The organism is Legionella micdadei, assembly GCF_000953635.1.
Classification (GTDB): domain Bacteria; phylum Pseudomonadota; class Gammaproteobacteria; order Legionellales; family Legionellaceae; genus Tatlockia; species Tatlockia micdadei.
On the sequence record NZ_LN614830.1, the window covers coordinates 830,977 to 850,838 of the forward strand.

Here is a 19,862-nt window from a genome sequence, read left to right on the forward strand (position 1 = left end):
CCCCTTGAATTAAACCTTTTCGCCTTTAGCTCGGAGCATGTCGAGAACAGCTTTAATTCCTAATTTATCAATAATACGCATGCCCTTAGCACTTACTTTTAGGCATACAAATCGTTTTTCTTCTTCAACCCAAAAACGGTGCTGTTTGATATTGGGCAGAAAGCGTCGTTTTGTTTTGTTATTAGCATGCGAAACATTGTTGCCCGTAGTTGGTCGCTTGCCAGTAACCTGACATACTCTTGACATGTTGTTACTCCAAAGTATTCGTAGATTTAAGTCAGCTTTGTATAAATCGGGACATCGCGTCTTGTGTTATTGCGAAATTTCCAACACAAGCCAGACAAATCAGCCGGGTGTAAAATACAAGTGCGGTTTTATAGCAAAAATCGTCGAATTATGCAAGATTTTCTCTCACACATTCAGGCCAACCACATGTAAACTTGGTCAAGTAAGCACGTCAACCCTTGAAAGGTGGACGTCATTTCCAAAAAAATGAATATATTTTATACAAATAGCATTTAAATGGTCGCAAAACTGTTATAAATGAGTATAATCTGCCCAAATTAAATTAGAGTAAATGCATGCAACGAACAATTAAAAGCTATGTTTTACGTGGTGGCCGAGTAAGTAATCGACAGCAGCTTGCGTTAGATCACTTCTTACAAGATTACGAGTTACCTGTAGAAAATGGTTCATGGGATCTACAATCCATTTTTGGCCGAGAGGCGAAGACCATTGTGGAGATTGGTTTTGGTATGGGCGCGTCTCTAGTGGCAATGGCCCAACAGCAGCCTGAATATAATTTTATTGGGATCGAGGTGCATAGAGCAGGCGTAGGCAGTTTGGTTGCAGATCTGCATGAAAATGCAATAACTAATGTACGAGTAGTCTCCAAAGATGCGGTAGATGTATTTAAGCATCATCTATTAGATGAATCGTTAGCTGGCATTCAAATTTTTTTTCCTGACCCTTGGCCTAAAAAAAGGCATCACAAAAGACGCTTAATTCAACCCGGATTTGTTGAATTATTAGCCAGTCGACTTGAGCTAGGTGGGTTCATCCACTGTGCTACCGATTGGCAAGATTACGCCTTGCACATGAAGAATGTTTTATCTCAGCAGGTAATGTTAATCAACACACAAGCTGATAACGAGTTTTCTCCCCGTCCTCCAACCCGACCACTGACTAAGTTTGAGCAGAGAGGACAGCGATTAGGTCATGGGGTATGGGATTTAATTTATGTTAAACAAAAAGACAACGAAACTTAGCGAAGCAATGATGGTTTTGCTCGCGTTCCACCCTAATTACTGGTGTAGGTTTAGGAATCCATAGCTATGAAATCGTTCCGAGAATTAGAAAAAGCAATTGCTGCTGGAGAAGAAGCATTTAATGCTTTTATTTTAAAGGAAATCGAAAATGACGAGCAATTCCTGAGGCGTAGATTCCTTGTTAGAAAGAATAAGCAACTCACTGTTTTAAATTATCTTATTTATAAACATCAAAAGGGTTTAGGGAATCCTCATATGCAAAAGCATATTAAGATGCTTCTTGATTTCGGAGCTCCCTTTAATTCTGATTGCTCAATTCATTTGCTATTACGCCTTCAGAAATTTGAATTATTTTCGCTCTTTATGCCGAGTTCGGAAGAGGTGGCAAGCGAGATTATTCAAAAAATTAATTTTGATAATACGGATATTGAAGGTCGCACTTTACTTTCCAGAGCTATTGATACTAAACATCCAGATGTTATACGTAGACTTCTTAAAAATAATTTCCCAATTGACGTAAACAAGCCTAGCCGTTTTGATATCGAAACCCAATTTGCCGAAATCCAGCCATTGCATCAAGCAGTGGTCAATGATTTTCCGCATGCAATTTATTACCTGCTTGAGAATGGTGCCATCCTTGATAGCCCTTGCGGTGAATTAGATGAAACCCCCATTTTATTATCTGCAAGATTAGGAAAAATTAAATCATTGGAGGTTTTGCTTGCTGCTACAGCTGGTAAGAATCATTTGGATTTAGAGGCAACAAACAATCAGTTTGACAGGCCAATTGATTTACTGTGTAAGCGTTTGGAAGAGAAAAAAAATCCTCAAGAAGCTTTATGTGGTATTGCTATGCTGCTTTGTCATGGAGCTAAAGCCCCTCGCGAGGAAAAATTCAGAGACCTATTAATAAAAAATCGCTTCGCTTTAATTGATGAAGTAAAAAAATACAAAAATAAAACTGGAAATTCCGTAGCGAAATTTGTCAGGGCTTGCCATGATAAAAATAACCCTTTACATGATATCATGTATGCCAATACCTGGTTCCATGCCTTATGGCGCTATTCTTGTTTGCAATGGATATGGCATCTATTTGGCTTACCCTGCGATGAAGCATTTCTCATTGAGAAGCTAGTGTATGATGGGCCTGATTCAATTGAGCCAATAGTTGCAACAGAATTTACGCCGTTGGATTCAATTGAAATAACAAGAACAACCCAGTCACGTGAAAATTCCTGTTTGCTGTATCAAAGTAACGAATGCGCTGAAGCACTTAGCCTTGAAGAAAGGACTCACTTTACCCAAGATGAGCGGAAATTTTCTGAATTCGTTTGGCGTTACTCTCACACTTGCGGATTTTTTAAAGCGCCTTGGAGTACGATGTACAGAAAATTAACTTTAGGGGCATGCACCGATATTGAAGAAGTCCGCGAGTATTCTGAGAAACAGGTAAATGCAACCACGACAACACGCACGATAATTAATGCAATGGATGGAAGAACTCCCTCAGTTCATGATGATTTACTTGGCACTAGGATGCATTATTAAGATTTATTCGACGCATAGTAACCGACATTGACTTGCTTAAACTAAGCATACCCCCTAGAATTCTAGTTTTCGGTGTTAAGGCGGGAGAGATAAATGGGTTGGAATGAGCCAGATAAAGGCAAAGATCCATGGAGTGGAAAAAATCAGCCACCTGATTTAGATGAAGCGTTAAAGCGTTTCCAGGAAAAGCTTAAGAAAACTTTTTTTGGGGGCTCAGAACAACCAGATGAAACTCCTCCAACAAATAAAAGCACCGGTTTATTGGTCGTTATGGCAATGCTCGTTATCTTTATTTTATGGGCGTTGTCAGGGATTTTTATCGTTGACGAAGGTGAACAAGCCGCAATTCTTCGCTTTGGCAAATATGTTGAAACGGTTGGTCCTGGACCCCACTGGATTCCACGAATTATCTCGTCAAAAATAGTTAAGAATGTAGAACGCGTTTCAGATTATTCTTATTCTGCTCAAATGTTAACTAAAGACGAAAATCTTGTATCAGTTTCTCTCGCTGTACAATATCGCATTGGGGATTTGCAAGCTTATTTATTTAATGTTGCTGATCCGCAGGAAAGTTTGCAACAAGCCACCTCAAGTGCTTTACGACAAGTTGTGGGCACAACTACCCTCGATCAGATTATTACTGAAGGACGTGAAGCTTGGGGCTCAAATGTTCAGGAATCCTTAACGCGAATCCTTGAGAACTATAAAACTGGAATTGTCATTGTGAATGTGTCACCTCAACCTGCTCGAGCTCCAGAAAACGTCCAGGATGCTTTTGATGATGCAATAAAGGCACAGGAGGATGAGAAGCGATTCAAAGAACAAGCTTTTGCTTATCAGGCACGTGTTGTTCCCATCGCAGAAGGAAATGCAAAACGGATTAGTGAAGAGGCACAAGCTTTTGCCCAACAAGTGGTTCTTCGCGCTAAAGGGGAGGTCTCGGAGTTTTTGGGACTGTTGCCGCAATATACCCAATCTCCGGCAGTGACTGCAGAGCGCATGTATTTGGAGATGATGCAACAAGTCTTAAGCAATAGCTCTAAGGTCATTGTAGACAGCAAAGCGAATAATCTTTTGTACTTACCACTGGATAAATTGGCAAATACGGACAATTTATTGCCTAAAGCTGCTTTGGCAGGGGCAGCAACCACTAGTCCTAAACCCACAGTAAGTTCTGAAAGCGAGAGTTTGGCAGTCAGTAGTCGGGATATTACTAGACGAACCTATAGCAGCGGCCCAGGGGGAAATTAGTACATGAAGGCGACAAGAACAATTTTAGGTATCCTGGTGTTTATCATTCTTATGGTAATGTTAGCCAGTATGTTTACTATCACTCAAGGGCAGCACGGGATTCTGCTGCGGCTAGGCCGTTTGGTGAACGATGAAAGCGGTAACCCTTTAATTCTAGGGCCCGGTTTGCATCTCAAAACCCCTTTTATTGAAAATGTTCGTGTTTTTGATACCCGTATTCTAACCATGGACATCAAATCTTCACGCATCGTCACCAAAGAGAAAAAAGATGTCATCGTTGACTATTACGTAAAATGGCGTATTGAAGATTTAGCACGTTATTACAAATCCACAGGTGGAAACGAACTTAAAGCGGAAACTTTATTAGAACAGCAATTAAATACTTCCTTACGAGCTGAATTTGGTAAGCGTACAATTTCTGAAGTGGTCTCAGCTGGACGAGATGACGTAATGGATTCTTTGCGCCCTAAGGCAGAAAAGCGTGCAGCGGGGTTAGGGATTAACATTGTTGACGTGCGTATTAAAGGAATCGAATTGCCTGAAAATACAAGCAATGCAATCTATCAACGAATGCGGGCTGATATGCAGAAAATTGCTAATCGTCACCGTGCAGATGGTAATGCTGCAGCAGAAGCCATTAAAGCTGCTGCGGATGCCCAGGTTACCGTCATTTTGGCTAAGGCACAAAGCGAAGGGCAAATGATTCGGGCTCGAGGCCAGGCAGAAGCTGCGGCTATTTATTCAGAAGCCTTTAATAAAAATAAAGACTTCTTTAGTTTTTATCGTAGTTTAAAGGCCTATGAGAATAGCTTTAACAATAAACAAGATTTATTAGTACTTGATCAGAGTTCTGCATTCTTTAACTATTTTAAGGGTGCTTTGAATAGTAGTGCGAACGTCAAAAATCAGACTTCGTCTAGAACGAAAAGTTAATAAAGAAAATAAGTCAGGGTGATGGTTTTTTGTATCTAGGCTTATCTTTAACAACAAAAATACAAAGTGAAGCAATCCCCTTATTTTAATCCCTCGGCTTGACCGGGGGGCATTGGATAATTAACTTTAGATTGGGTTCGGTGGCTCTGCAGGACAAGTTGCGGAGACATCGTAAATACGTGCAGAATTTATTTTTGATTTTGCCTCGATAAAGAGCTTTGGTACATTGGTCTTGGTTTTCTCTTAAAAAGAGTAGAAATCTTAGTAGACCCTCATTATAATTACCGATTTTGCTGAAATCGGGTTAAGCACGCTTAACCCTTTTTTATTGGAGTTTCTTGGGTATATGATCGTTAATTTTCTCTCAGCAGTTGCGTTAGTATTTGTGTTCGAGGGATTAATGCCTTTTAGTTCTCCCAAACGAGTAAAGAGGTTATTACGCAAAATTATTGAACAGGATGAGAGAGTAATGCGTATAAGTGGTTTTTTCAGCATGCTAGCGGGAGTAGTTTTACTCGCCGTTGTTCATCAATTTGCAGAGTAAAGAGTCGATTATTATGGGTAAAAATGTTGTTGTAATTGGTACACAGTGGGGTGATGAAGGCAAAGGTAAAATTGTCGATCTCTTAATGCATGGTGCACAAGTTGTTGTTCGCTATCAAGGCGGACATAATGCAGGTCATACTCTGAAAATCAAAGGTGAAAAAACAGTATTACGCCTCATTCCTTCGGGAATATTGCGGCCTCATGTGCAGTGCTACATTGGTAATGGTGTTGTTCTCTCTCCGCAAGCATTACTTGAAGAAATTAAAGAACTGGAAAATAAAGGGATAGATGTTCGTAGCCGTTTACACATTAGTCAAGCTTGCCCTTTGATTTTACCTTGTCATGTGGCGTTGGATAAAGCACGTGAAAATCATAAAGGAAGTGTTGCAATCGGTACAACAGGCCGAGGAATTGGTCCTGCCTACGAGGATAAGGTTGCTCGAAGGGCCCTTAAAGCGGGTGATCTTTTTCATCCTCAACGCTTCGAAGCAAAATTAACTGAACTGCTGCAATATCATAACTTTGTACTGAAAAACTACTACAATCAGCCTGAAATTGAACTTCGACCCTTGCTGGAAGAAGCAGAAATCTGGGCGGATGCCTTGCGCGCTATGGTTTGTGATGTAACCACACGATTGCATGAGCATAGAGAAAAAGGAGATGCCATATTATTTGAAGGAGCACAAGGGGTTCATCTCGATATTGATCATGGCACTTATCCTTTTGTAACTTCATCAAACACCTGTGTGGGTAGTGTTATTAACGGTGCTGGCTTTGGCCCTAAATACCTTGATTACATCTTAGGGATAACTAAGGCTTATACAACCCGCGTAGGAGGGGGACCTTTTCCCACAGAATTACGTGATGACATTGGCCAAGGTTTAGCTACCCGTGGCAATGAGTTTGGAGCCGTTACGGGGCGCCCTCGTCGTTGCGGATGGTTTGATGCAGTGTTATTGCGACGCTCTATCGAACTGAATAGCATCACCGGATTATGCATGACTAAGCTCGATGTATTGGATGGCATAGAAACCATAAAAATTGCTGTTGCATACCGCGATGCATGCGGCCAATTATTAACTCGACCACCACAGGCCGCAGAGGATTTTGTTGATTTGGAGCCAGTTTATGAGGAAATGCCAGGATGGACCGAATCCACGGCGGATATAACTGAACTCAAACAGTTACCTGCTAATGCTCTGGCTTACGTTAAGCGAATTGAGGCTTTGCTCGGGGTACCTATTGATATGTTATCGACGGGCCCTGAGCGTGATTCGACAATTGTTCTACGCGATCCTTTCGCCCTCTAGATTCAATAATCCGAGCCACAACCGTAGGGAGCGGATACTATGATTACCTATCTGCCCCTCAACTGTGGTTTGGATCCCCTGCCTGTGTCCTATCCCTCTTTGCTAAGAGCAAATTAAGAGGTAATATGAAATTAGCATTTTGTTAGAAAAAGATTCACAGCGGAGGTGATGATGTCTAGTTCTTGGCAAACCATATTAAACTTATTACCCCTTGATTTGGGTAGTGTTAAACATTCTTTGCAATGGGTAATCTCTGAGTCAAAAGATAAATTTTATTCTAATCCTAACTTTAGGCCACCAGAAGATGGAAGGTCTGTCTTAGGTAAGAAAGGCATGGTTCTTTACCTTATACATGGCACAGCAGATTATCCAGACGTATTTAATGAGCTTATCGGCAATTTATTGCTGAAACTCCCAAGTTATGTTTATGGCATTCGGAATGTGACGCTCGAAAAACGCTTTCAAGGACTTTCCATCGAAGAACAGGCTCGGCAGATTATTGGAAAAATGAAAGCCAATGGTGATACTGATGTCGGCTTCATCGGCCATTCAAGAGGAGGTTTAGATGCACAAAGAGTCGATGCCATCGTAACAAAAGAAAAGGAACACAACATAAGAGTACATCTTGTTACAAATGTGTGTACCCCTTACCAAGGTTCTTATTTAGCCATTCGCCCGCTGACTTCAGCCTCTGATTCGGTGGCTCAGATGGCAATTGGGGCTGACTATTTAGAAGAAGTTGAAAAGGAAGTAATGCAGTCGTCGGCAGCTTATTATTTTATTTTGGCCCGAAACGATTACATCGTGGAACCTACTAAATGCTATTTGCCCAAGTATGTGGAACAACATCCTGATTCTGTATTCGTTATAGAAAATACGGGGCACTTGGAGATTATTTATAAAGAGTTTTTCTTCAGGCGTTGCCACACTATCTTAGAAAAACTCGAGAGTTCCTTAAAGCCAAGAAACCTGGCGACAGAGGAAATGCATGAGGAGAAGCCTTTGATAGGCGTGACTTCGAGCTACGCATAATTATTTTCAAAGTCGATAAATTTTTTCTCAAGCGCGTGTTGCAAGCGGGCTTTTTCGTTATTTTTTATAAAATTGAGGCAACTCTGACTATTGAGTTTTTTACAGGCATTAACGGGAATTGCTTGAGTGGCCTCTTCCCATAAACTTTGACCTGGTAAAAAACTGTAGGTTATTGCGTTACGGCTTATCATTTTTAAAGTGGGATAATCCAGGCCATGCTGCAGAACCGCTTCGACGTATTGTTGAGTGAGATCAGTACGCAGGATGCCTTCATCATCCGTGGACAAGACAACAGGGACTTTATGGCTAAGGTAATCATTTAACGGGTGATGAATGCCTGAGACATTAAGCAATTTTTTATTGCTAACTAAATTAATTTCAACGGCGGTTTTCTTTTTAGCCATAGTATTGAATAACTTTTCTGCTTCATTTTCATAGGCAATATCAACACCATGTCCTATTCTTTCTGCTTGTCCGGTGATGATGGCATCATGAATATGAAAACGTAAATTTTCAGGGGCAACATCGCTGGGTGATAATTCTCCAGCATGTAAAGCGATATGAACGGTCGGGTACGCCTTATGCAAAAAATCAAACACTTTCATATGTTGGTGATAATCACGCAGGGAAATAATACCATCCTCGGCCTGCACTAAATTCACACCAACAATATCCCGCGATTGGCTTGCCGCTGCAAAGCCATTTAAGGCTTGGGCAAATACTTTTTCTAGCGGTTGTTCCCGTAAAATGTAATATTGAAATTTAACTGTCAGTTGGCAAACGCCTTGGCTTGGATTCTTATCGCAGCCTAGTTGTTGCCGAGCTTGTTTTAAAATTTGAGTGGATTCGTTGGCAGTGGATTGAATGTTTTTCACAAAATTTGGATCTTGGAGTAATTGCTGTTGCACCTGAGCAAATTGATTTGGAGCAATTTTTGCGGGCGCGAAGTTTGTTGATTTCGCGTTATCCGGCAGTATCATGATTTCCAGGTAGAGTTCGTGTTGACTCGCCGCACGCTGCATTATTTCGGCAAGCAGTTGCGGCCTATAGTCAGCGACAACGGGCATGAATTTATAGAAACTAGCAAAGAAATGATCATGGCTGGTTTCATCGCGACTCGGTTTAAAATCTTTTAATGACCACGCTCGGATTGTCTGCGCGTAGAGGTTAGGGTATTCGCTTAATTCTTTTCCATTAATGCCGAAGCAACGTTCAACGGTTTTGGTGATAGACAATGTTTCTTTATCCAAGCAGTAATTACCTTGCGCGGCAAGCGCAAGCATCGTTTCAGGATAAGCACCACCTGCCAAATGATAATGTAATTCACCACCTTTAGGCATGTTCTTTAGAAACGCGTACAAGGCGTTTGGTTTTGTCCTAATGCTATTGAAATAATCATTAACTGTTGCGTTTGCCAAGGCATGATAGATAACGAGCGAAAGTAAAAAGCCTAGTCTTAATAGATTCATAAAAACACAATGAGATTTGTTTGGCAGCAATTATCTCATAAATAAAACAAATCAACAAATTAAGTGAATAGCTTATCCCTTTTATCCCTATGTTCTGCACCCAGCAAGCCGGACGTATAAGAGAGGAGGTATGACCCTGAAGCGAAGAAAAAAAATTCACCACATGAACCTAAGATCATATGGTGAATAGTATGCACTTTCGAGTTAACGATTAGCAGCTACAGCTAAACCTTTTAGAATAGTCAGTGCAGCATATAATTGATAATCCTCATGCAATAAAGCTTCATCATCTTTATTTGAGTTAATGTTTGCTGCTTGTTCAGAATTATTCATTAAGTGACCACTTAAATCAGCCTCGCTAAAGCCGGCAAAGCTATCTTTTTTAGCCTCGGTTTTAGGTACTTCGATTTCTTCCACGACGATGTCCGGTGTAATCCCCTTCGCCTGTATTGAAGTGCCGGATGGAGTATAGTACAGGGCGGTTGTAAGTTTAATTCCGCGCTTATCATCAAGAGGAAGTACAGTTTGCACTGAACCTTTACCGAAGCTTTGGGTACCTAAGATGACTGCTCGTTTATTATCCTTTAAAGCACCTGCCACGATTTCAGAAGCAGAGGCAGATCCATTATTTATCAACACGACCATAGGGGCATTATTCAAAATGTCTTTGGTATTTGTTGATAAGGCTGTAAATTTTGATCCAGGTAGACGTCCTTGAGTATAAACAATCATTTCTGGTTTGCCATTTTTGTCACTGGCAAGAAACGCATCGGACACTTGAATGGCTGAATCCAAAAGGCCCCCGGGGTTATTGCGTAAATCGAGAATCAGTCCTTTCAATTTACCACCCGATTGCTGTTTCAGTTGCTCAATTGCTTTCTCCATATCTTGACCCGTCATTGCTTGGAATTGGGTAAGGCGGACATAACCATAGCCGTCATCAAGGAGTCTACTTTTAACGCTCTTGATCATAATTTTTTCACGGACGAGGGAGAAAGTGAGTGGCTTACTTTCGCCTTTACGTAAAATAGTTAGATCAAGTGTGGTTCCTTCTTTTCCGCGCATCAAATCAACAGCTTCTTTTAAACTAATGCCTTGTACAGATTTAGAACCAAGTTTGATGATGTAATCGCCTGCTTTAATGCCTGCTTTAAAGGCTGGCGTATCGACTAGGGGGGTAACGACCTTGACGACTCCATCTTCCATGGTGACTTCAATACCAAGTCCACCAAACTCACCACTGGTCGAGGTTTGTAATTCCTTAAATGCATCTTCGTCAAGATAAGTGGAATGCGGGTCTAATCCACTCAACATACCACGAATAGCATTATCAAATAATTCCTTGTCATCGACAGGTTTAACGTAATATTTTTTAATTTCCCCAATCGCATTTGAAAAACGTTGCACGTCTTCCATTGGAATTTGTTTTGATCCGCTGCCCTGGTCATTTTCTGAAAATGCTTGCGCCGGAAAAATTAAGGCTGTGGTAACCAGTGTCGCCATGGCGCCAAAATAAAACCGTCTCTTGTGCATACTGTTCTCCTTGGTAAGTTAGGATCGCCTGAGCGAACCACCTTCCGGTATCATTTTATGTATTGCAATATAAATGCCAGGAGCAACCTTAAGACAACCAATCTAGGGGTGAGATCGCTTTACCACGATGTCTTACTTCGAAGTATAGTCCGTTTTGCTTCAGTCCGCCGCTGTGGCCGACTGCAGCAATTTGTTCCCCTTGAAGGACAGTTTCACCTTTTTGTTTAAACAAGGATTGATTATGAGCATACAAGGTCATGAAGCCTTGACCATGATCGAGAATTAACAATAAACCGTAACCATTTAGCCAATCACTAAAGACTACTTTGCCAGGGTAAACGGCGGTTACTGGTGTGCCTTCTCCGGCAAAAAATGTCACTCCTTGATTCATTTTTTGTAAGGCTTGAGGTTGGATTCGAACGGGCCTTGGAAGTTTTTTGCGCATTTGGGTAAAAGGTTGCTTGACTTGTATAATGCTTTGCTGCGCTAAAGTTTTCAGAAGCTGAGATAAATTTTTCTTATTGCGTTCGTATTCAGAAAGAGTCAATTGCTTGGTTTGAATTTCATTATTGAGGGATTGAATGACTGCTTCGTGATAATGCTTATTTTGTTCAAGTTCTTGTTGGTGTTTATTCAATTGTTGTTGTAATTGCCGTTGGGCTTCGAGCTCTGTTTTTAGTGTTTCTTGGTTAAGAGTAAGATTTTGTTTGGTCATATCGATTTGGTCGATGATATTTTGCCGTGAGCGTACCAAATACTGGTGAAACGTAAGCAACCGGCTAATGGCGTAGGGATCATCTTGGTTCATTAACCACTTTAAAGGCTGATATTCGCCCATCTTATAACGGGCGCGAACATGTTCAGCGAGCAGCTGTTGTTGAGCAATCAGTTGCTTATTTAAATCATTCACACTTTGTTGCAAATTGACAATCTTTTGTTGTTTAGTGTTGATATCTTGTTGGATGTTGCGTAATGAGTGTATCCCTTCACCGATTTGCCTTTCTGTATTCGCAAGCTCCTTATCCAATACTCCGCGTTTGTCATTTGCCGAAGCTAAGGTTTGTTTGAGTTTACTGATCTGCTCATCAAGTTGCTTGAGCTTACTCTTAGTTTGAGTAAGCGAAGCGGGTTCAGCCCAAACGCTGACTGAAATTATCAAGCAAATACTAAGGAGACGTTTAATTCGAGAGCTCATGGGTTTCCGCCAATAATGCGCTACCTGTCATTTCAGGGGGTTGTTTAATATCGAGTAAGGCTAAAACGGTAGGGGCAATATCAATTAAACTTCCTTTATCTTTATTAAATTGCCAATCCCCCCCCACATAAAGTAAAGGCACGGGCTGACAAGTATGGGCAGTATGTGCTTGATGGGTGGTTTCATCATACATGGCTTCAGCGTTACCGTGATCTGCTGTGATTAATAAAGAACCTCCAGTACTTGCCAATGCCTGCCAAACTTCGTGCATGCACTGATCCAAACACTCAATGGCTCTTTTAGTGGCTGCGAAATCGCCGCTATGGCCGACCATGTCTGCATTGGCATAGTTACAAATGATGACATCATAAGCCTCGCTGCGGATGGCGTCTATTAATGCGTGTGTGAGTTCCGGAGCGCTCATCTCTGGAAGTAAGTCGTAGGTAGCAACTAAAGGAGATGGGATGAGAATCCGGTCTTCGTTAGGAAAAACATGCTCCGAACCGCCATTAAAGAAAAAAGTCACATGAGCATATTTTTCTGTCTCGGCAATCCGCAGTTGGCTTAATCCATTTGCTGCGATGACCTCCCCAAGTGTGTTGTGTAAATTTAAAGGGGGGAAGACACATTCTGTGGATAAATTTTTCGCATATTGGGTCATGCTTACAAAATGGCTCAGAGTAGGCTGCTTTGGACGAATAAAGCCATCAAAGTTTTCGTCAATAAGCGCTTGTGTCAATTGACGTGCACGGTCAGCGCGAAAGTTAAAGAATAAAATGGAATCGCCATCCTCTATAGGCTCACATTCACCAATTAAAGTAGGGGGGATGAATTCGTCTGATTTTTTTTCTGCATAAGATGCTTTAACGGCCTCTTCTGCTGAATTAAAGTGATAACTGCTTTTACATTCTGTTAATAAATGATAAACAGGTGCTATTCGCTCCCAGCGTTTGTCGCGATCCATTGCAAAATAACGCCCGGTAATTGACTTGATAGAAGCTACAGGATAAATCTCAAGCTGTTGTCTAAGTTTTGTTAAACTTTCTAAAGCACTTTGCGGCGGAGTGTCGCGACCATCAAGAAACAGATGCAGACAAACCCGGTTAAAAGCGTGTTTCGCACACAGCGCAAGAAAAGCAAATAAATGGTTTTCATGGCTATGTACCCCTCCTTGAGAAAGCAGTCCCATCACATGCACTGTTTTCCCATCTGTTTTTGCCTCTTCAATAAGTTTAATGAGTACTGCATTTTGGTTAAATTCCCCATTGGCAATGGCTTCGTTAATGCGGGTGAAATCCTGATAGATGACACGACCCGCTCCGATGTGCATGTGACCCACTTCGGAATTTCCCATTTGCTCGTCGGGCAATCCAACTTGGTGTCCTGAGGCATCAAGCAAAATGTGGGGTCGAGTTGCCCACCATTCATCCCATTGAGGAGTGTTGGCTGCGAAAATTGCATTATGTTCTTTTTCTTTACGGTACCCCCAGCCGTCTAGGATCATTAAGACAAGCGGTACATTTTTACGCATATCAATCTCTTTAAAGAAAAACCTAATTATATACACAATCAAATAATACAACACTTAATATTTTGCTCTAAAGCAGTTAGACTATTGGCTTTTGTATAGTTGGATGAATAGTTTGAATGATAGCTTACCTCAACATATTGCCATTGTGATGGATGGGAATGGTCGTTGGGCAGAAAATCGTGGTTTGCTGCGAATCGAAGGTCATCGCGCCGGAGTTGAGGCAGTCAAGACAGTAATTCGTTGTTGCTTAGAAAGTCAAATACCCATCCTCAGTTTGTTTGCTTTCAGCAGCGAAAATTGGTCAAGGCCGGAAAATGAGGTTGAATTTCTCATGCAGCTTTTTATCGAAGCTCTAAGCCACGAAGTGCAGGAGCTACATCAGCATGGCATTCAACTGCGGTTTACTGGAGATAGGCAAGCTTTATCCCCAACCCTATGTGAGCAGATGCATGCTGCAGAAGAGTTAACTAAAAATAATACACGATTGACATTAAATGTTGTTGTCAATTACGGGGGTAAATGGGATATAGTCCAGGCAACAAAATCCATTGCAAAAAAAGTTTTTGCCGGCGAATTAACCGTGGATGCCATTGACGAAAGTGTTTTAGCTGAGGCGTTAAGTACACACGGTTTACAGGATCCCGATTTATTCATTCGTACTAGTGGAGAACAGCGAATTTCTAACTTTTTTCTTTGGCAGCTGGCATATACTGAGCTGTATTTTGCTGATGTACACTGGCCTGATTTTAACGCTGATGAGTTTCAAAAAGCACTCGCTAGTTTTAGTCGAAGAGAGCGGCGTTATGGTAAAACTTCCCAGCAACTGAAAGAGTCAAATCATGTTTAGACAACGGTTATTAACCACGTTAATCCTTGCGCCGCTTGTTTTGTTTATCATTTTCTATGCAAAAAGCTGGATTTTTACTGGCTTAGTTGGGCTACTATTGACGGCCTGCGGTTTAGAGTGGTTGGTGTTAATTCCAGTTAAGCAGCTTTGGTTAAAGATGACTTTTATTGCCCTTTTATTAGGAGCTGCGTGGGTTAGTCATTTTGCATTTTATTATTGGCTTGTCGTTGGAATAGTACTTTGGTTAGCCATTTTTGTTGCAATAGTTAGCTTCCCTAAATCTCAGCGCGTTTGGGGATATTCTTGGGTTGTTTTCCTGGCAGGATTATTTTTACTCCCTTTGTTTGCGCAGACCCTATTGAGAATTTATGAGGCACCTCAGGGAAAAAATTTAATTGTTTACTTGCTGTTTTTAATTTGGGCAGCAGATATCGGCGCTTATTTAATGGGCAAACAATGGGGAAAACACAAATTAATCCCTTTAGTTAGTCCAGGAAAAACGATTGAAGGGTCATTGGGTGGTTTTACATTGTCGATGTTGATTGCATTGGGGGGCTATTTTTATTTCCAGCCAAAAAGCTTGGTGTATTGGTTCTTAATTGCAATTATTACCACTTTAACCTCTATGATAGGCGATTTATTCATATCAATGCTTAAAAGACGAACTAATATTAAAGATACTGGGCATATATTGCCTGGGCATGGCGGGATTCTCGATCGTTTAGACAGTTTAATCGCTGCCTCATCTCTATTTTATAGTGGGTTGTTTTTTCTAAACCCGGGATTATAACTATGGTTACAACCTTGCTTTATTTTTTTCTGGCTTTATTGCTGTTAATCACAGTGCATGAGTATGGACATTTCTTAGTAGCTCGTCTCTGTGGAGTGAAGGTTTTACGTTTTTCTTTTGGTTTTGGCAAAGTATTAGCGCGTTGGCGTGATAAACAAGGGACAGAATATGCTTGGTCTCTTTTTCCATTAGGTGGTTATGTAAAAATGCTGGATGAAGCAGAGGGGGAGGTTCCTGCCCATGAACGTCATTTAGCTTTTAATACTAAATCGGTTTGGTCACGAATTGCTATTATTGTTGCAGGGCCGTTATTTAATTTTATTTTTGCCTTTGTAGCCTTATGGCTAGTACTTGTCATTGGCATCCAATCGTTAGCACCAATGATTGACGGAGTGAAGCCAGGCAGCATTGCTGCAACAGCTGGTTTAACACCTAAGCAAGAGATTTTGGCTTTGGATGGTAAAAAAATCACCAGTTGGCGTGATTTTCAATTTGCATTAATGCCTTTGCTAGGTAGTGATACAACCGTCCCGCTTACAGTAAAATCCTTAGAGAATGGGCAAATGAAAACAGTATTCTTACCTCTTGCGCATTGGGAGTTGGATACAAAAAAACCTGATCCTTTAAATAGTTTGGGTATAAACCCTTTTATCCCCAGGATTCCGCCTGTAATTGGCGAAGTGGTGGATGATTCACCTGCAAAGGCTGCAGGTTTACAACGAGGTGATGTCATAGCGAAAATCAATGGCAAGCCTATAGATGATTGGCTGGAATTGGTCGAGTATGTAAAACGTCATCCTGGTGAACAATTATCCTTAGTCATAAAAAGGCAAGGGCAAGAGCAAATTGTTAATTTACCTATTGGCACTAAACTGAATGAGGGGCAGCAAGAGGGTTTTCTCGGGCTTCGCTCGGAAAAAATGGATTGGCCTAAGCAGTGGTTACGTACGCAACGCCTAAGCCCTTTACAAGCAGTTAGTACAGCTTTCTACCAAACCACTGAGTTAACAGGGGCTACTTTTTCATTGATTGGCCGTTTTATCACAGGAAAATTAGCTTTACAAAGTATTAGTGGCCCAGTTGGTATTGCTCAGGGAGCAGGTGAATCGGGTCGTAGTGGATTAACTTATTACCTGTCGTTTTTAGCATTAGTAAGCATTAGCTTAGGTGTATTGAATTTGCTTCCAATCCCTATGCTTGATGGTGGACATTTGTTGTATTGTGTGATCGAAGTTATTCGAGGTAGACCACTCCCTGATAACGTAAAATCAGTGGGTATTTATTTAGGACTAATGGTACTAATGGGATTAATGTTATTGGCATTAAGTAACGATATTTCGCGCTTAACCAATTGATAATATTTAATAAAATAGCACCAGAAAAAGTGTACAGCCAGGTAAGGTCTTCTTCATTTTCTTGACAGGGTCGGTCAGTTCCTATAAAAGGGTTGCAATTTATTCTCTTAGGCTCCGAAGAGTACTCTTTTGATCCTAAGAACAAGAGGTAATAGCTCAGGTCTCCTATGTTTATGTTTACTTGAACAGTCGGATTTGAGTGCAGGTTGGCGATAAAATTATTTTTGTGAGTATTTTGATAGTTTCTCGCAAGGTGCACCTAAAAAGATCGTTCCCTGAGAGGAACTGAGCACTTCAACATGAGTAGTAGTACTGGACGTAAATAATAATGAAAAAAGTCAGTAGAAAAATTTTATTAGGTATATGTTGCTCAGCGGCGTTGACTTGGTCGGCACAAGTGAGTGCAGCAGGTGAATTCATTGTACGTGATATTAAAATTACCGGATTACATCGGATAAGTGCAGGGACTGTATTAAATTACTTACCCGTCCAAGTGGGTGAAGAAATCGGTCCTGCTTCCACCGCGCAAATTATTCGAGCCTTATATGATACCGGATTTTTTCAGTCAGTAGAGCTTGAAAGGCAAGGAAACACTCTAATTGTTAATGTTGTTGAAAGAGCAACCATTGGTTCAGTGACTGTCGTTGGGAATAAAGAAATTCCCAGTGACAAGATGAAAGAATTGCTAAAAGAACTTGGTCTAGTTAAAGGGCGAGTCTACCAACGATCTTCGCTTGAGCGTTTAGAAAAGGAGTTAAAACAAGCTTATAATGCACGTGGAAAGTATAATGCTCGTATTGAAACTAGTGTAAAAACGCTAACTGAGAATCGCGTAGCAATTAATGCGACTATTTCCGAGGGGCGTGTTTCGCGCATTAAAGAAATTAAATTCATCGGTAACCATGATTTTTCGAGTAATGAGCTGTTACCCCAGATGTCTTTGTCTACATCAAGCATTTTTACTTACCTTACTAAGAAGGACCAATACTCTAAAGCCGCAATGGATACTTCGTTAGAGTCTTTACGGTCGTTCTATCTTGATCGCGGTTATTTAAAATTCCGAATTGTCTCCTCACAAGTACTGTTATCACCTGACAAAAAAGACGTATTTATTAATATTCATATCGAAGAGGGACCGCAATACCGATTTGCTGGCTATTCGGTCATCGGCAAGACCATTCTACCTAAAGAGAAAATTGACGCACTTGTCCAAGTTAAGAAAGGGGACGTCTTCTCAAGAAAGAAAGTGACAGAAAGTATCTCTGCTATCGGTTTAGCACTGGGGGATATTGGTTATGGTTTTCCTGCGATCAACGCTGAGCCACGCATTGATGAAGCGAATAAAACCGTATTTATTACTTTTGTCGTTGAACCTGGACGTCATGTTTACGTACGACGCATTAATTTCCATGGCAACACTAAGACTGCTGACTATGTTTTACGGAATGTCATTCGTCAGAATGAGGGGGCACTACTCTCGTTACATAATATTAAGGAATCTGAAAGACAAATGCGTCTTTTAGGCTATTTAAAAAATGTTAATGTGAAAACCACTCCAGTTCCTGGGGCAAATAACCAGGTAGATTTGGATGTTGAAATCGAAGAGGCGCCATCCGCAGAAGCTACCGCTTCATTAGGATATGGAACCAATGGGCCCCAATTTAATGCGGCTTTTAATCAACATAACTTCATGGGTACAGGGCGCTCAGTAGGGTTTGGTTTTAATGCAAGCTACTGGGGTAAAGACTATTCATTTAATTACTATAACCCGTTTTATACCAAAACTGGTGTTGGGCGAGGTATTAACCTCTATTACAATACCATCGACCCCAAACACTTAAAAGATATTAGTGTTTATTCAGCCGATCGTTTTGGAGGAGACGTAAACTATAATATTCTTCTCAGCGAATACAGCAGCTTACAATTGGGTTATGGTTATCAGGACTTACGTATAAAGTCAGTTGGAATTGTCCAGCAAATCCAAAATTTCGTGCTTTTGCATGGCCGCAATTTTCATGAAATCCGTTTAAGCAGTGGTTGGAATCGCAACACCTACGATCAAATGCCTTATCCAACCAAAGGATGGAACCAACAACTCAATGGGTTGGTAGCGCTTCCTGCATCATCAAGATCACTGGCTTATTATAAAGCGACTTATATGACCCGTTTTTACCAGCCTCTCATCCGCGGATTTATTCTGACAGCTTTAGGCAACATAGGTTATGGAAATACCTTTAATAGAGACGGCTTACCTTTCTTTGAAAACTATTATGCTGGAGGTATCGCATACCCAGGTCAGGTGCGCGGTTACGACAGTTATTCTTTGGGGCCTAGAGATAACAATCGTAATGCGTTAGGAGGAAACTTTCTGGTCAACGGTAGTGCAGGACTTATTTTGCCTTATCCATTGAGCCGCGACACAGTCAGAACCACGATATTCACTGATGTGGGTAATGTGTATGCGAGCCGGTTACCTACTTTTTTGACTGGTACAGACTCAGGTCCTTTGCGCTATTCCGCGGGCGTGTCTGTTGAATGGCGTTCTCCTTTCGGGCCTTTAGCGTTCAGTTTAGCTAAAGCGTTAAACAAACAACGCTTTGATGATGAGCAGGTATTCCAATTTACTTTATCTTCAGGCTTTTAGCGATTTGTTAAAGAAAATTTACAATAGACTGGTTCGCAATTATCGCAACCTTTGTTGATCTGTGATAGCATCAGAGTCTTTTAATTAGGAGAGCAATAAAAATGAAGCGTGTGACTGGGATTTTAATCTCGTTGATGTTAAGCGTCGTTGGGTTCAATGCATTTGCGGATGTAAAAATTGGTGTGGTGGACTTGCAGAAAATCATGCAAACCTCTAATCAAATGAAGGCGATCCAGCAAAAGCTAGAAAAAGATTTTAAACCCCGTCGTGACAAATTAGTCGCTATGGAAGAAGGTTTAAAACAAGATATGGAAAAATTTAAACGCGATAGTTCAGTAATGAGCGAATCACAAAAGAAAGATCTTGAGAAAAAAATTCTTTCTACTCAGCAAACTTTCGAAAGAGAAGGCCAACAATACCAACAAGAGTTGAGCACAGCTCATAACGAAGCGATGGAAGATCTTTATAGCAAAATCCGTAAGGCCATTGCTAAAGTCGCTGAGACTGATAAATATGATGTTGTTCTGCAAAAGGATGCAGCCCCTTTTAGTTCTGATAAGCTAGATATTACTGACAATGTGATTAAGCAAATCAGCTAATTAGGCACTCT

General features: G+C 41.0%; 17 protein-coding genes. 12 read left to right on the top strand and 5 right to left on the bottom strand.

Annotated features, from left to right (window positions below):
• Positions 1 to 9: 9 nt before the first annotated feature.
• A complete protein-coding gene (gene rpmB / locus LMI_RS03795) occupies positions 10 to 246 on the bottom strand; it encodes a 50S ribosomal protein L28 (protein ID WP_045098606.1) in 237 nt (78 codons plus the stop codon).
• A 335-nt stretch (positions 247 to 581) separates the two neighbouring features.
• Here rpmB and trmB point away from each other — a divergent pair, with 335 nt between their 5' ends.
• The 7 genes from trmB to LMI_RS03830 all read left to right on the top strand — a co-directional run bounded on the left by trmB (position 582) and on the right by LMI_RS03830 (position 7,888).
• Entirely contained in the window at positions 582 to 1,268 is a 687-nt protein-coding gene (trmB, locus tag LMI_RS03800; protein WP_045098607.1) for a tRNA (guanosine(46)-N7)-methyltransferase TrmB, read from the top strand.
• A gap of 66 nt (positions 1,269 to 1,334) precedes the next feature.
• Positions 1,335 to 2,816: a Dot/Icm T4SS effector AnkC/LegA12 gene (gene ankC, locus LMI_RS03805; protein WP_045098608.1), complete on the top strand. Its 1,482-nt coding sequence runs from the start codon at positions 1,335 to 1,337 to the stop codon at positions 2,814 to 2,816.
• Between the two features lie 93 nt (positions 2,817 to 2,909).
• A complete protein-coding gene (gene hflK, locus LMI_RS03810) occupies positions 2,910 to 4,067 on the top strand; it encodes an FtsH protease activity modulator HflK (protein ID WP_045098609.1) in 1,158 nt (385 codons plus the stop codon).
• A 3-nt stretch (positions 4,068 to 4,070) separates the two neighbouring features.
• Positions 4,071 to 5,000, top strand: a complete 930-nt coding sequence (gene hflC, locus LMI_RS03815; RefSeq protein ID WP_045098610.1) for a protease modulator HflC — start codon at positions 4,071 to 4,073, stop codon at positions 4,998 to 5,000.
• Between the two features lie 346 nt (positions 5,001 to 5,346).
• The gene (locus LMI_RS03820; protein WP_045098611.1) at positions 5,347 to 5,544 is read left to right on the top strand and encodes a DUF2065 domain-containing protein; all 198 of its coding nucleotides are present in this window, start codon (positions 5,347 to 5,349) and stop codon (positions 5,542 to 5,544) included.
• Positions 5,545 to 5,557: 13 nt separating this feature from the next.
• The gene (locus tag LMI_RS03825) at positions 5,558 to 6,856 is read left to right on the top strand and encodes an adenylosuccinate synthase (RefSeq protein ID WP_045098612.1); all 1,299 of its coding nucleotides are present in this window, start codon (positions 5,558 to 5,560) and stop codon (positions 6,854 to 6,856) included.
• 168 nt (positions 6,857 to 7,024) lie between these two features.
• Positions 7,025 to 7,888, top strand: coding sequence for a hypothetical protein (locus LMI_RS03830; protein ID WP_143001027.1), 864 nt, complete (start codon positions 7,025 to 7,027; stop codon positions 7,886 to 7,888).
• On the opposite strand, the gene LMI_RS03835 is transcribed toward LMI_RS03830, so the two are convergent.
• From LMI_RS03835 to gpmI, 4 genes are all read right to left on the bottom strand, one after another.
• Positions 7,879 to 9,357 (bottom strand): adenosine deaminase family protein, encoded by a 1,479-nt coding sequence (locus LMI_RS03835; RefSeq protein WP_045098614.1) that lies wholly within the window; start codon positions 9,355 to 9,357, stop codon positions 7,879 to 7,881. The genes LMI_RS03830 and LMI_RS03835 overlap by 10 nt on opposite strands.
• Before the next feature lie 204 nt (positions 9,358 to 9,561).
• The gene (locus tag LMI_RS03840) at positions 9,562 to 10,860 is read right to left on the bottom strand and encodes a S41 family peptidase (RefSeq protein WP_416419589.1); all 1,299 of its coding nucleotides are present in this window, start codon (positions 10,858 to 10,860) and stop codon (positions 9,562 to 9,564) included.
• Between the two features lie 118 nt (positions 10,861 to 10,978).
• The gene (locus tag LMI_RS03845; RefSeq protein ID WP_045098616.1) at positions 10,979 to 12,085 is read right to left on the bottom strand and encodes a murein hydrolase activator EnvC family protein; all 1,107 of its coding nucleotides are present in this window, start codon (positions 12,083 to 12,085) and stop codon (positions 10,979 to 10,981) included.
• Positions 12,069 to 13,616: a 2,3-bisphosphoglycerate-independent phosphoglycerate mutase gene (gene gpmI, locus LMI_RS03850; protein WP_045098617.1), complete on the bottom strand. Its 1,548-nt coding sequence runs from the start codon at positions 13,614 to 13,616 to the stop codon at positions 12,069 to 12,071. The genes LMI_RS03845 and gpmI overlap by 17 nt, the downstream gene beginning before the upstream one ends.
• 112 nt (positions 13,617 to 13,728) lie before the next feature.
• On the opposite strand from gpmI, the gene uppS reads away from it, so the two are divergent.
• From uppS to LMI_RS03875, 5 genes are all read left to right on the top strand, one after another.
• Positions 13,729 to 14,463: an undecaprenyl pyrophosphate synthase gene (gene uppS, locus LMI_RS03855; protein ID WP_102010575.1), complete on the top strand. Its 735-nt coding sequence runs from the start codon at positions 13,729 to 13,731 to the stop codon at positions 14,461 to 14,463.
• Positions 14,456 to 15,253, top strand: coding sequence for a phosphatidate cytidylyltransferase (locus tag LMI_RS03860; RefSeq protein WP_045098619.1), 798 nt, complete (start codon positions 14,456 to 14,458; stop codon positions 15,251 to 15,253). The genes uppS and LMI_RS03860 overlap by 8 nt, the downstream gene beginning before the upstream one ends.
• A 2-nt stretch (positions 15,254 to 15,255) precedes the next feature.
• Positions 15,256 to 16,608: an RIP metalloprotease RseP gene (gene rseP / locus LMI_RS03865; protein ID WP_045098620.1), complete on the top strand. Its 1,353-nt coding sequence runs from the start codon at positions 15,256 to 15,258 to the stop codon at positions 16,606 to 16,608.
• A gap of 328 nt (positions 16,609 to 16,936) precedes the next feature.
• On the top strand, positions 16,937 to 19,252 hold the full coding sequence (bamA, locus tag LMI_RS03870) for an outer membrane protein assembly factor BamA (protein WP_045098621.1): 2,316 nt from the start codon (positions 16,937 to 16,939) through the stop codon (positions 19,250 to 19,252).
• Positions 19,253 to 19,353: 101 nt separating this feature from the next.
• Entirely contained in the window at positions 19,354 to 19,851 is a 498-nt protein-coding gene (locus tag LMI_RS03875) for an OmpH/Skp family outer membrane protein (RefSeq protein ID WP_045098622.1), read from the top strand.
• Positions 19,852 to 19,862: the final 11 nt, after the last annotated feature.

Coding starts and splice junctions, on each gene's coding strand:
- rpmB (WP_045098606.1), bottom strand. CDS start 246: ATGTCAAGAGTATGTCAGGTTACTGGCAAGCGACCAACTACGGGCAAC.
- hflC (WP_045098610.1), top strand. CDS start 4,071: ATGAAGGCGACAAGAACAATTTTAGGTATCCTGGTGTTTATCATTCTT.
- LMI_RS03845 (WP_045098616.1), bottom strand. CDS start 12,085: ATGAGCTCTCGAATTAAACGTCTCCTTAGTATTTGCTTGATAATTTCA.
- hflK (WP_045098609.1), top strand. CDS start 2,910: ATGGGTTGGAATGAGCCAGATAAAGGCAAAGATCCATGGAGTGGAAAA.
- LMI_RS03820 (WP_045098611.1), top strand. CDS start 5,347: ATGATCGTTAATTTTCTCTCAGCAGTTGCGTTAGTATTTGTGTTCGAG.
- LMI_RS03875 (WP_045098622.1), top strand. CDS start 19,354: ATGAAGCGTGTGACTGGGATTTTAATCTCGTTGATGTTAAGCGTCGTT.
- ankC (WP_045098608.1), top strand. CDS start 1,335: ATGAAATCGTTCCGAGAATTAGAAAAAGCAATTGCTGCTGGAGAAGAA.
- rseP (WP_045098620.1), top strand. CDS start 15,256: ATGGTTACAACCTTGCTTTATTTTTTTCTGGCTTTATTGCTGTTAATC.
- trmB (WP_045098607.1), top strand. CDS start 582: ATGCAACGAACAATTAAAAGCTATGTTTTACGTGGTGGCCGAGTAAGT.
- LMI_RS03835 (WP_045098614.1), bottom strand. CDS start 9,357: ATGAATCTATTAAGACTAGGCTTTTTACTTTCGCTCGTTATCTATCAT.
- LMI_RS03860 (WP_045098619.1), top strand. CDS start 14,456: ATGTTTAGACAACGGTTATTAACCACGTTAATCCTTGCGCCGCTTGTT.
- LMI_RS03825 (WP_045098612.1), top strand. CDS start 5,558: ATGGGTAAAAATGTTGTTGTAATTGGTACACAGTGGGGTGATGAAGGC.
- LMI_RS03840 (WP_416419589.1), bottom strand. CDS start 10,860: ATGGCGACACTGGTTACCACAGCCTTAATTTTTCCGGCGCAAGCATTT.
- bamA (WP_045098621.1), top strand. CDS start 16,937: ATGAAAAAAGTCAGTAGAAAAATTTTATTAGGTATATGTTGCTCAGCG.
- LMI_RS03830 (WP_143001027.1), top strand. CDS start 7,025: ATGATGTCTAGTTCTTGGCAAACCATATTAAACTTATTACCCCTTGAT.
- gpmI (WP_045098617.1), bottom strand. CDS start 13,616: ATGCGTAAAAATGTACCGCTTGTCTTAATGATCCTAGACGGCTGGGGG.